This window comes from Rummeliibacillus pycnus (assembly GCF_002884495.1).
Taxonomy (GTDB): domain Bacteria; phylum Bacillota; class Bacilli; order Bacillales_A; family Planococcaceae; genus Rummeliibacillus; species Rummeliibacillus pycnus.
Genome location: NZ_KZ614145.1, coordinates 1,137,031 through 1,149,421 on the forward strand (window position 1 = coordinate 1,137,031; position 12,391 = coordinate 1,149,421).

Sequence of the window (12,391 nt, forward strand, 5' to 3'; positions counted from 1 at the left end):
GACATTATAAGAATATAGCGTTATTATAATTTATGTCATAAGGCAATGGGCGTATGGCGCAATTGGCTAGCGCACCTGACTCTTAATCAGGGGGTTGTGGGTTCGACCCCCACTACGCCCATACAAAAAGAACATCATTTAATGATGTTCTTTTTATTTTGTCTAAATACAGATATCCATTTTTTGAAACTAAATCCATTCTTGTACGTATATACTAGTAAAAATTTTTAAAAGGAGCATTCATATGGAGAGATTAAAATTACTATTTTATAATATTCATTTAAATTTACGTTATTATACTTTACATTTATCTACTTTTGGATTATTACTTTTAGTAGAAATCATTATGGGTATTGGGGACTTTACGATCTTTATAGCATTTCCTGAACTTTTCTTCTATTTCATTCTAATTCAATTAGTAACCATTATGTGGAAACGAGTAAAACCAATTCTCATGAAAAATCAATTTGTCATTTCATCCGCATTATGTTGTTTTTCTATATTGATCTTGTTAAACTACTTCGAATGGATACAACCTTTTTAGCATGTGAACTTAATTAGGCGATATTCCTTTCTTTAACTTTGTAATTCCCAATAAAAAAAGACAATGCCTACTAATCTTAGTCGCATTGTCTTTTGCTCGTTCAATAATAGATTTCTATTTCTTTTGAACTGTAATTGTCCAAGATGCCTCGCTTAGTTGTTCATAGTTTGTCACTTTATGGCCTTCTTCTGCAGCCCATCTTGGAATACTTTCTGTTGCTTGTGTACAATCAAAGTTAATGATCAAGTCTTCACCTGATTTTATTTCTTCCATTGCATTTTTTGCTTCAATTAAAGGAAACGGACACACTTGCCCCATAGTTTCTAATACTTTTGTCATACTTTACTCCTCCTAATGTGATGATGCTGGACTAACTGCTTGTTTTGCGACTGCTTGTTTTTTCACTCTAGGTCTTACATAGACAAAGTAAGAAGCTGTCCATACACCTAAAATCATAAATGCTAGTGAAATCCAGCCTTGCCAAGTCATCATGGCTGTACTTACAAGACCATTTCCAATCGTACATCCACCCGCTAGACTTGCTCCAATTCCCATGAAGATGCCACCAAATAGGCTTGATACAATGGTTTTTACATCTGGTACACGTAATCGGAATTCGTTGCTACCTTTCGCTGCAATAAATGAACCTATAAAGATCCCTAATACTAAGAATACGCCCCAGTTCAGAAAAGATTTATCGGCAATTACTAAATATTGAACAATATTTGCAGATGGAGTAGTAATCCCTAATCCAAAATTTCGTCCTGTTGCTTCACTTAAAGGCCATGCAATAATTGCAATGATCCCTATAAGTGATGCTGTGAAATATGGATGCCAGCGTTTTTCAAATAATAGATGGGAAATCCCCGTTTTTTTCGGTTTTAATGATGGAATAACAATTTTAGACTTTCTTGATTCTTTAATCATGATCAATGCTACAATCACTACTAAAATAGCAATCAACACCCAAACATTCAAACCCAATGATGTTGAAATTGAGTTATTGTGAACTTCAATGGAAGATATTTTTTGATTAATCGGTAAAAGAACACCCGACTTCATCATAGCACTAGTAATCATATAGAAAATTAGTGCAATCCAACTACCAATCAATCCTTCTGCTGCTCGATACCAAGTTCCTGTTGCACATCCTCCAGCTAGTACAATTCCCACTCCGAAGATGAATGCTCCAATCACAATGGCAACCCATGAAAAAGTGCCTGCATCATATTGTACAAATCCAAAATGAATCAGTGAAAATACACCAACACTTTGAATGGCAATTGCTAATAAAAGTGCATAAAACATTCGGTTATCTTTTGCTAGATACATATCACGAAAACCACCCGTTAAACAGAATCTTCCCCTCTGTAAAACGAATCCTAATGCTGCCCCGCAAAGTAAACCGGTAAAAATCATTAAAGTCATTTTCTCACCTCATTTTTATCCTTAGTAAACTTATTGGTATTAATTATATTCATAAGTTTGAATTTTTGCAATGGTAAATTCATATTAAATTAATATGAATAGTAAATAATATAAAAAATCTCGATACACGCTTTATACGTATATCGAGATCAATTTAACATTTACACCCTTTTAAACATGCACCATTCATCCACAAATTGACCATCAATTAATAACGAGTCAATGCGCTTTCCTTCTTTCACAAATCCCATTTTTTCATATAATTTAATGGCTACATCGTTCGAAACAAGAACAGTCAATTCTAATCTCGAAAAATGCTTTTCTCTTATCCATTCAAAGACTTCTTGGAATAATTTTGTTCCTATACCCAACCCCCTCGATTGCTGTGAAACCCCTATAACTAAACGGCCTATATGTTTAGTTCTTTGTAAATCTCCTGCCATAATTCCGATATAGCCAATCAATCTTTCTTTTTCCTCCGCAACAAAAAAAGTTGAACGTTGTTTCTTATTGAATGCTTGAATGATTTTTCTTTGTATTTCAACTGTTGTTTTTCGCTCACCAGGGTTATATAACATATTGTTTGAATCGTCTATTTCACATAATAATCTCAAAAATGCTTCTGCATCGCGTTCTTCAATTTCTCGAATTCTCAATTTCAATCCCTCTTTTCAACTTATATTTAGATTTGAAAATGTTTTTTTATCATCTGTGCCACTTCTTCTGCAGCGATCTTCGTATTATTAATTTTTAAATAGTTTTCTTGTTTGATTTCACCTTTAGTAGAGTTTAATCTATGTTTTTCGAAACTATTTAGTAAATCTGATTCAGATTGATTGATCTTACGTTTTGTTGGTTTATGTATAAGTCTATTTTCTGTGCTATTTCTTTTAAGTCGTTCTGTAATATCAGCTTCTAATTCTATAAAATAAATATCTGATCCGTTCTGTTGAAAAATTTCACACACTTTTTCAACAAAGTCCCAATCCTCTTTTAAATCAAATGCCCAAACAAATGTAAAGATTATGCCGTATTGATCTGTTTGTGAAAACAATTTAAAAATTTCTTCTCTAAAAAGAGTTGTCAATCTCCACATATCTGGTGAAAATCCAAAAAAAGGTTCCAGTAAATCAATTGTCATATGGTTATGAAATAGCTTTAACCCAGTAATTTTCTCAAGCTCTTGTCCAACAGTCATTTTCCCAACTGCTTGTGGTCCAAAAAGTAAAACAAGTTTTAATCCCCCCCTTTCAAAAACCGCTAATATTCCCATAATATTACACATTTTAAAATTAAAATACAACAGTTTAACAAGGTATTTGAAAATATTTATAGAATATTTTTAAGATAATAAAATACACCCCTAGCTAAATAAAGAAGGAGCATATTATGATTAAACAACTATTTGCTTTTGAAACAATTGAAGATTTAGAAATAAATAAATCATATATCAATCAACTAAATCTAAAATTACAGCAATATCTAAGAAAATTAGAAGAACATTTTGAGTTAAATGATTTTCCTAAAGCGATTGTATGGACTTCAAATGAGATTGCCACTTGTATATTTTCCAATGTTCCCATTCCTGCTTTTACAAATAAAGATGTTATTTATATGACTCCAAATGTCAAAGAATGGAGCGATTTTTATTTAGCGCAATTAGAGGAACAAAATAATACAATGGTTGAAAACTATTACAAGACGATTACGATTGATCATGTTTTTTGTATATTAGCACATGAATTAACACATCATATTGATTTATTTGTTGATGAATTTGATGATGAAAGACATGATAGCATTTGGTTTGAAGAGGGAATGTGTGAATATTTGTCACAAAAATTGACGCTATCAGAGGATAAATTTTGTGTCAAGATGAATATTGAACGTGAGATGATTCGAATATTCAAAAATACATATGCTCAACATTCATTAGATGATTTTGGTGCTGGAAGTTATGAAGCAAAGAGTTTAACAGCAATAATGATCGATTATTGGCGCAGTTCACAAGCTATCAAACATTTAGTTGAAGAACGCTATAGTGGCGATGTACATAAAGTTTTTAAACACTATAATGAGTGGCATGAAGCTGGCAGAAAAATACCGTTGTCAGAGCATTTTGCCATAACGGATTTTTTAAAAGCTCTATAGGATAAAACAGGACAATTATTGATCATTCATCCCTCAAAAAAGCGAATTCGAAAATTTCGAATTCGCTTTTTTGTAAGAAATAACTAAAACAAACGTTGTACAATATTGATTTTAAACACCATACCAATTAAAACCATCTTCGTTTAAATCAATCCAAACATGTTTTGTTGTAGTGTACATTTGTAATGCCTCTATACCTAATTCCCGTCCGATACCACTTTGTTTCATACCGCCAAAAGGTGCTACAGTATCTAACATGCTAAATGTATTGACATAAACAGTTCCTGCTTTTAATTTTTGAGTCATTCGATGTGCGCGTTGTAAATTGGATGTCCAAACGCCTGCTGCTAACCCATATAAGGTATCATTTGCTTGTTGAATCACTTCTTCTTCATTTTTAAAACGAATAATAGATAATACTGGACCAAATATTTCTTCACGTGCTATGGTCATATCGTTGGTAACGTCACCAAATACTGTTGGTGTAAAGTAATAGCCATTTTGAATGTTCTTATGACGCTCACCACCCAGTAATAATGTAGCCCCTTCATCAATACCCTTGTTTACATAATATTCAATTTTTTCTAATTGATCTAAACTAGTTTGTGGTCCCATTTGGGTTCCTTCATCTAACGGATTTCCTACTCGAATTTGTTGAGCCTTTTCGATAAAGCGGTTTACAAATTCATCGTAAATTGTTTCTTGGACAAAAAGGCGAGTTCCAGAAGCACAAACTTGTCCTTGTGCAAAGAAAATACCAAACATTGCACCGTTCACAGCATGCTCTATATTGGCATCCTCAAATACGATATTTGGAGATTTTCCGCCTAACTCTAAACTAACTTCTGTGATATTTTTGCTAGCCGTTTGCATAATAAGCTGACCTGTTTTTGTAGAACCTGTAAATGCAATTTTATCAATACCTGGATGTGAAACTAAGGCATTTCCTGCGTCCTTCCCAAATCCAGGTACAACGTTGATCACACCATCTGGAATCCCAGCTTCTTGAAACAACTTTACCATTTCTAAAATACTTATAGGGGTATGTTCTGAAGGTTTAATCACAATCGTATTTCCTGCAGCTAATGCTGGTGCAAGTTTCCACATCGTCAACATAAGAGGAAAATTCCAAGGTACGATTGCACCAACAACTCCTAAAGGTTCTTTTAATGTGTAATTAAAACGATTACTTGGAGATGATAAAGTGCTACCTTGAATTTTATTAGCCAAACCAGCATAAAACTCTAATACATCTATCATACTCGGAATAGCAATATATTTTGTTTCATTGATTGGCAACCCATTATCTGTTGATTCAATCGTCGCTAATCGATCTATATTTTCTCTTAATATGTTAGCTACTTTCATCAACAAACGTCCTCGATCACTTGGCGTCATATTTGACCATTCACTGTTTTCAAAAGCATTCCGAGCAGCATTAACTGCTATATCAACATCCTCTGCACCTGCTTCTGCAATTTCAGCATATGCTTCTCCAGTAGATGGATTATACGAATAAAATGTTTTACCTAAAACTGCATCTTTCCACATTCCATCAATAAATAAGTGGTACTTTTTCATTGCCGTCCTCCCTAAATTTTGATGATTGAATTGGTACTACATAAATTGTATTCGCTTGCTTTTCTAATAGATGTAGCGTAACAGATACCTGATGAGTGAATTTACTGTTCGTTGTAAAGTCATCTAATAAACGTACAAATTGACTATTTGAGATCATACAGTTTTCAATATAACTAAGTTCTTTTAGTTCTATTTCCACTATATATAAACCTGCAGCAGGTAGTTGATATTGATCATCAACTTCTATATACAATCGGTTATTTTGACGTTTTAAGGTGCCTTTTACAAAATAATTTGCACCTAAATAGTCAGGGATTTTATGAACAAGACCTAAATTTAACAATTCTCGAATTGCTGTTGAACTGATTTTCTTCTTTTTATAATCGACTCTATCGATCACACTTACATCAAAACGATGTTTACTCTCTGTTTGTAACTTATTCATATTCCCTTCTCCTAAATAACCAAAGGTAAAATCATACCCAGCTACAACATGTTTACATTGTAAACCTACTATATAATCTTCTATAAATTGCTTATAGTGAACTTTTGAAAAATTAGGATTAAAGTTTACAATATATACCTTTTCAATGTTTAATTTTTCAAATATATCACATTTATCCTTTAAGGGTGTTAAGTATTGTTCAATTTTTTTCTTATTTGGAATGATGTTATTTGGATGAGGGAAAAAAGTCATTATTGCAAGTTCAAGCGACTTTTCTTTTGCAATGGATCGTGCAACTTCAATCAACGCCTGATGACCTTTATGCACTCCATCAAAAAAACCTAACGCTAATACACATGGTTTTTCTGCAAAAAAATCTTTTACGTCTAATTCTGAATCGAACTGAATAACTTCCATAATCCCCTCTCCCTTCTATTAATGTATTTCTTGATATTTCCCCTCAAAAAATATGAGTGGATTATTTCCTTCTACTACATCTAAACTTGTTACCTCTCCGACATAAAGCGTGTGGTCCCCTTCTACATGTGTGTTAAAAACTTTACAAGTCAAATTTGCAAGTGCATTTTCGATAACCGGAAGATTATTTTGCCATTTAAATTGTACATTCAGATTTTCCTTAATTTGTCCGGCAAAAATCATTGATAAATCTTTTTGATTTTCTGCTAAGAAACTTACTCCAAATTCTCCTGTTTCAGCAATTCTTGCATTCATCTGAGCATTTTCTCCAATAGACACAACAATTAGCTTTGGTGAAAGTGATACAGACATAAAGGCATTTGCTGTCATACCATATGGCTCACCATCTACTGCTGTAGTAATAACTGTTACTCCTGTTGCGAATTTTCCCATTGTATTTCTAAATAAACGATCGTCCATACGAGTCCCCCCTATATTTAGGTTTAATCATTTTCGATGCTAATGAAGAATACTCACTAGCTTTCATTTTTCACCACGACCATTAATGAACATTATCTTTGATATGAAGATTTTTGGTATATATTTAAATCTTTCGAATCTAGAGTAAGATCTAGAAAGAAGATACGAGATCTTCTTTCTAAATCGCAAATATTGGTTTTGCTTGCTTTAATTCACCTGGAGAAGTTGAAATTACTTCACTTGTTTCAATATCAATAACTGTTGATGCCTCTTCAAACCAAGAGTCTGGTGCTTCTGCTCCCCAGAATGTTTGGCGACGTTTATCATTTAAATCCCAGCGAACTGGATTAAAATCTGGATCACTTGTTAAATAATCACCATTATATAGTTCGATTCGATGTCCATCTGGATCACGTAAATATAAGAAGAATGCATTGGATAAACCATGGCGAGCTGGGCCACGTTCAATGTTTTCCGAATATCCTAAGGCTGCTAATACATCGCAACCTTGAATAAGACTCATCGGATCACTTAACCAAAATGCAACATGATGTAGTCTTGGTCCCTCACCATTCATAAATGCAACATCATGAACTGATGGCTTACGGTGTATCCATGCTGCCCATATGCGATCTTCATCATCAGTTGTATATTCAGAACACGAGAAATCAAGTTCATTTAAATAGAAGTTATACGCTTTTTCAACATTTGAAACCATACAGTTGAAATGATCAATACGTTGTGCTTTTGCTCCTTGGTATAAGTCATAACGTTGTAATAAACGTTCAGCCCCATCCATTTTGGCAAAAAATTCAACTGGTAAACCTGAGATATCTTGTACTCGTAATGCACGACCGACTGCATGTTGTGACCCTTCCTCTAACCATTTAATCTTCAAATGATGCTTCTCAAAAAGTGTAGCTAATTTCTCTAAGTCATCTTCAGATCTCACTTTATAACTGATTGCTTCAACAACAGGTTTTTCTGATTTTTTTAATACTAAACTATGATGTACATGTTCTTCTAGACCTCTAAGGTATAGAGCGTCTTCCGTTCTTTCAGTAACAATTAAACCTAATCCTTTTGTATAAAACGCTTCTGATCTATCTAAATCTGTAACATGTAAAATAGCACGTGCTGTACGAATAATATCAAAATTTGTAGCCATTAAAATATCCCCCTATCTCTATTTAAAAAATGTTTTAGATTTTGATAAAGTTGTTAGTAGCTGAACTAGCGGTTTTCCCTAAAAAATCTGTCACACGATTTTTTAAACATTCTTTTGCTTGATAGTTATCAAAATAAGACATTCCCATTCGAATCGGGTCACCGAAGAAATAGTATTCATAATGTGATTGACGACTTCCGAATGCACTCATTGTCATATCCCAAGCTAAACGGAATAATTGAACTCGTTCGTATCCTTCAAGGTTTTTACCTTGTAAGCCACGGTGAATAATTTGACCAATTTCTGGATGATCAAAATCCGCTTGAGTTGGTATTCCCATTAAACCTGATGCACCAAGAATACGAATAATTTCTGTTAATTTTGGATAGATACGTGGGAACCATGTACGTGCTGCATCCAATGCTTCGAAATCAGGTGTCATCGTACCCCATTTATCTAATTTGGCATTATGTTCTGCTCGATATAAATGAGATTTTAGCCCTTCCAGCGTTAGCATAATCTCCGTGCCTTTGTCTTTGACATGTTGAAACCCATCAATACCAATCGCGTCCATCATCGACAATGCAACTCCAAGTACAAATTCAGTTTTAATAATATTTTTTGATACTACTTGGTGACTCATATGCACAACTGCATTTGTTTCTCGGAATGTTCTATTACAAATCGAAGAGTTTCCACAAACAAATACTCGTTCCCATGGTACGAAAACGTTTTCAAAAGATACAATTGCATCTCCTTCTTCAAAACGAGAACCAAGTGGATGATCGTAATCATTTTTGTTGTAATCAAATGATTCACGGCTAATGAATTTTAAGCCTTTTGTATTGTTTGGAATTGCAAATGCAAGTGAATATGGATCATCAAGCTCACCAGCTTTTTTCACTGTTGATGGGAATACTAAAATTTCATCTGTAATACCACCTTGAGTTGCTAATAATCGAATACCATCTACGATAATACCGTCTTTCGTTTTTTCAACAAGATGAAGTGCTACATTAGCATCCTTTTGTTCATGTTGTGCTTTTGCTCTATTTACCTGTGGATGGATCAATGTATGTGTTAAACTAATATCATTTTCTCTTGCATACTCATAATATTTTCGAGCGTTTTCAGCAAACATTGGATCTGCTTCAGCAAATAGTTCGTTTGAAACGCCCATTGCCATTACTTCAGCATTTAAATAATCTGGTGAGCGTCCCATCATTCCTCCAGAAGTTAGCGCCCATTCTTGGATTGCTTCACGACGTACAATAATATCTTCGATCGTTTTTGGTTGTAAAAATGTTGTTCCTACTTTTTCACCTGTCGTGGGTGAAGTATAAAGCATTTTCTCCGGTTTTTGGAATTGTAAATCGTATAAATTTGCCATTGATTTGATGACACCTTGTAGACCTGGATGAGTCGTTACATCTTCTACTCGTTCTCCATGTAAGTAGATATTATTCCCTGCTTTTTTTAATCGTTCAATATATTGCGCACCTGTTTTAGCTCCCAAAAGAATCATCCTTTCGCATTTTATGATTTTTTACCGAATTGTGGGATATGGTGATTTCCAATTGCAACATGAATTACAGTTGGCTCTGTATAAAATTCAAAAATTGCATAATGTCCACCTTCACGACCAATTCCACTCGCTTTTGTTCCACCAAATGGAATTCGCAAATCACGGGTATTTTGAGAATTAATCCAAATCATTCCAGCTTCAATTGCTTGCGCTACACGATGGCCACGAGTTAAATCTTGCGTCCAAACAAAACCTGCCAAACCATATTTCACATTGTTAGCAACTTGTATTACTTCTTCTTCCTCTTCGAATTCAATAACTGCCATAACTGGTCCGAAGATTTCCTCTTGGCAAACCCTCATATCATTGTTCGCATTTAGAAGCAATGTTGGCGGTACATAGTTTCCAGCTTTAAATTGCTCTGGCACTATACCTTGGAATACTTCACAGCCTTCTTCTTTTGCTAATTCAATATAGCTTTTCACTTTATTAAAATGTTCTTTTTCAATTAGTGGCCCTAGTTCAGTAGTTGCATCAAGTGGATCACCAATACGAATATTTAAAACTCGTTCTTTTAACTTTTCTATAAATTCTTTCTTAATGTTTTTATGGACAAAGACACGTGAATTTGATGTGCACCGTTCACCGTTAAAAGAGAAAATGCCCCATATTGCAGCATCCAACGCACGATCTAAATCTGCATCATCAAATAGTATTAACGGTGATTTACCACCAAGCTCCATCGATGTCTTTTTTAATGACTCTGCTGCATTTTTGATAATAATCGAACCTGTTACTGTCTCACCTGTAAAAGAGATGGCTTTTACATCTGGATGTTTTACTAGCGCATCACCGGCAGTTTCGCCAAAACCATGAACAACATTAAATACACCTTTTGGTAATCCTGCCTTATCAATAATTTCTGCTAATTTGTTTGCTGTTAACGGTGATAATTCTGCTGGTTTTAAAATAACAGTATTACCCGTTGCTAAAGCTGGTGCAACTTTCCAAGTTTCTAACATAAAAGGTGCATTCCATGGTGTAATCAGCCCAACGACTCCTAATGGACGATGTAAAGTGTAGTTAATAAAATCATTTTCTACTGGATAAGCCTGACCATGCAAATGCGCTTCTACCATCTTGGCGTAAAAACGGAAATTTGAAGCAGCTCTTTCTGCTTGGTTTCGCGTTTGACTAATTGGCAGCCCTGTATCAATTGCTTCTAAATAAGCAATTTCTTCTGCTTCTTCTTCAATCAGATCTGCAATTTTAAGAATGTATTTCATACGCTCTGAAATTTTTAAATCTTTCCATTGTGTGTCAAATGCTATTTTTGCTGAAGCAACTGCCTCATTTACATCGTCTAAATCCCCAGCTGCAATATTATTGATCTGCTCATTTGAAAAAGGATTTATATTTCCAAAAGTTTTGCCTGATTTTGCAGGCACAAATTGACCATTAATATACAAAGAAATGTCTTTTACAATTACTTGTCTAATGGATTGCTCAGTGATTGAATTTGTCATTTAACTCATCCCTTCAGTATGTATCAAAGTATCTTCAAAATGATAACGTTTACATATTTAGAATAGTGAATATTCTGTTCAATTAAGTTAAGTGAAGATACTTTGTTACAGAAATTTTTATTTTGTAGTAATTGCTTCCGGAAGTTCAACATGCTGAGAAACAATTTTGCGAATTTCATCTTGTAATTGTTGGGTTGGTAAGTCCATTGGTAAACGAAGTACTGGCTTAATTTTCCCCATCATTCCAAGAGCTGCTTTCACTGGTGCTGGATTTGTATCTTTAAACAATACATCATTTAAATCCATCAACGCATAATGTAAATCTTGTGAACGCTTTACATCACCTTCAACCCAAGCGTTATAAACTTCTGCTACTTTATCAGGTACAATATTGGCAGTTGCACTGATATGTCCCGCTCCCCCTATTGCTAGTAATGGGTAACATAATAATTCAATACCTGAATATACATTGAAATCACGTCCACATCGATTAAGTACACGGTTAATGTGTTCAAAATCTTTGTTGGATTCTTTAACACCTATAATATTGGGACATGCTTCTTTTAATTTAACCATTGTATCGATTTCCAAATTGACTGCTGTTCGTCCAGGAATGTTGTATAAGATGATTGGTAAGTTAGGAACTTCATCAGCAATTGTTTTAAAATGCTTGAACAAAGCATGTTGTGAAGGACGATTATAATAAGGAACAATCACTAGTACTGCATCAGCTCCTAGTTCTTCTGCTTTCTTTGTTAAAAGAAGAGCTTCTTGATGATTTGTGGATCCAGTACCAGGGACAAATGGGACACGTCCGTCAATTACTTTTATAGCTGTCTCCATAACTTGTATACGCTCATCAATTGTTAAGGAACTTGGTTCACCAGATGTTCCTGTAACAGAAATACCATGGCTACCACTTTCTATATGCCAATTTACTAGATTTTCAAATGATTCAAAGTCTATTGATCCATCCTCATTAAATGGTGTGATGACTGGTGATATCGATCCACGTAAACGTTTTTTAGCTTCTGCAAAGTTTGTCATGGAATCTCTCCTTTTCTAAATTTTTTGAATTTACTTACAAAAATATCGTATCATGTGGTAAATTAGAATAAAAATACCA

13 protein-coding genes and 1 tRNA gene are annotated in these 12,391 nt (G+C 34.1%); 3 read left to right on the plus strand and 11 right to left on the minus strand.

Annotated elements, in window-relative coordinates:
- The first annotated feature begins 47 nt into the window (after nucleotides 1–47).
- Nucleotides 48–121: transfer RNA gene (locus tag CEF14_RS05765), tRNA-Lys, on the plus strand.
- A gap of 123 nt (nucleotides 122–244) precedes the next feature.
- On the plus strand, nucleotides 245–544 hold the full coding sequence (locus CEF14_RS05770; RefSeq protein WP_102691976.1) for a hypothetical protein: 300 nt from the start codon (nucleotides 245–247) through the stop codon (nucleotides 542–544).
- Between the two features lie 114 nt (nucleotides 545–658).
- Here the strand turns inward: CEF14_RS05770 and CEF14_RS05775 are convergent, their stop codons facing one another.
- The 4 genes from CEF14_RS05775 to CEF14_RS05790 form a co-directional block, all read right to left on the minus strand.
- Complete coding sequence (locus CEF14_RS05775) at nucleotides 659–883, minus strand: sulfurtransferase TusA family protein (protein ID WP_102691977.1); 225 nt, start codon at nucleotides 881–883, stop codon at nucleotides 659–661.
- A 12-nt stretch (nucleotides 884–895) separates the two neighbouring features.
- Nucleotides 896–1,972 (minus strand): YeeE/YedE thiosulfate transporter family protein, encoded by a 1,077-nt coding sequence (locus tag CEF14_RS05780; RefSeq protein WP_102691978.1) that lies wholly within the window; start codon nucleotides 1,970–1,972, stop codon nucleotides 896–898.
- Between the two features lie 161 nt (nucleotides 1,973–2,133).
- Nucleotides 2,134–2,628, minus strand: a complete 495-nt coding sequence (locus CEF14_RS05785) for a GNAT family N-acetyltransferase (RefSeq protein ID WP_170061454.1) — start codon at nucleotides 2,626–2,628, stop codon at nucleotides 2,134–2,136.
- A 26-nt stretch (nucleotides 2,629–2,654) separates the two neighbouring features.
- Nucleotides 2,655–3,257: an AAA family ATPase gene (locus CEF14_RS05790; protein ID WP_245890062.1), complete on the minus strand. Its 603-nt coding sequence runs from the start codon at nucleotides 3,255–3,257 to the stop codon at nucleotides 2,655–2,657.
- A 104-nt stretch (nucleotides 3,258–3,361) separates the two neighbouring features.
- Between CEF14_RS05790 and CEF14_RS05795 the strand changes: the two genes are divergently transcribed.
- Nucleotides 3,362–4,123 (plus strand): hypothetical protein, encoded by a 762-nt coding sequence (locus tag CEF14_RS05795; protein ID WP_102691981.1) that lies wholly within the window; start codon nucleotides 3,362–3,364, stop codon nucleotides 4,121–4,123.
- Nucleotides 4,124–4,234: 111 nt separating this feature from the next.
- Here the strand turns inward: CEF14_RS05795 and betB are convergent, their stop codons facing one another.
- From betB to hpaI, 7 genes are all read right to left on the minus strand, one after another.
- Nucleotides 4,235–5,704 carry a betaine-aldehyde dehydrogenase gene (betB, locus tag CEF14_RS05800; protein WP_102691982.1) on the minus strand — a complete coding sequence of 490 codons (1,470 nt, stop codon included), beginning with the start codon at nucleotides 5,702–5,704 and terminating at the stop codon, nucleotides 4,235–4,237.
- A complete protein-coding gene (locus CEF14_RS05805; protein WP_102691983.1) occupies nucleotides 5,679–6,566 on the minus strand; it encodes an FAD synthetase family protein in 888 nt (295 codons plus the stop codon). The genes betB and CEF14_RS05805 overlap by 26 nt, the downstream gene beginning before the upstream one ends.
- An 18-nt stretch (nucleotides 6,567–6,584) precedes the next feature.
- Nucleotides 6,585–7,046, minus strand: a complete 462-nt coding sequence (locus CEF14_RS05810) for a flavin reductase family protein (RefSeq protein WP_102691984.1) — start codon at nucleotides 7,044–7,046, stop codon at nucleotides 6,585–6,587.
- A gap of 178 nt (nucleotides 7,047–7,224) precedes the next feature.
- The gene (gene hpaD / locus CEF14_RS05815) at nucleotides 7,225–8,214 is read right to left on the minus strand and encodes a 3,4-dihydroxyphenylacetate 2,3-dioxygenase (RefSeq protein ID WP_102691985.1); all 990 of its coding nucleotides are present in this window, start codon (nucleotides 8,212–8,214) and stop codon (nucleotides 7,225–7,227) included.
- 34 nt (nucleotides 8,215–8,248) lie between these two features.
- Entirely contained in the window at nucleotides 8,249–9,730 is a 1,482-nt protein-coding gene (gene hpaB, locus CEF14_RS05820) for a 4-hydroxyphenylacetate 3-monooxygenase, oxygenase component (protein ID WP_102691986.1), read from the minus strand.
- A 20-nt stretch (nucleotides 9,731–9,750) separates the two neighbouring features.
- Nucleotides 9,751–11,265 (minus strand): 5-carboxymethyl-2-hydroxymuconate semialdehyde dehydrogenase, encoded by a 1,515-nt coding sequence (gene hpaE, locus CEF14_RS05825; protein ID WP_102691987.1) that lies wholly within the window; start codon nucleotides 11,263–11,265, stop codon nucleotides 9,751–9,753.
- Nucleotides 11,266–11,382: 117 nt separating this feature from the next.
- Nucleotides 11,383–12,312 carry a 2,4-dihydroxyhept-2-ene-1,7-dioic acid aldolase gene (gene hpaI / locus CEF14_RS05830; protein ID WP_102691988.1) on the minus strand — a complete coding sequence of 310 codons (930 nt, stop codon included), beginning with the start codon at nucleotides 12,310–12,312 and terminating at the stop codon, nucleotides 11,383–11,385.
- Nucleotides 12,313–12,391: the final 79 nt, after the last annotated feature.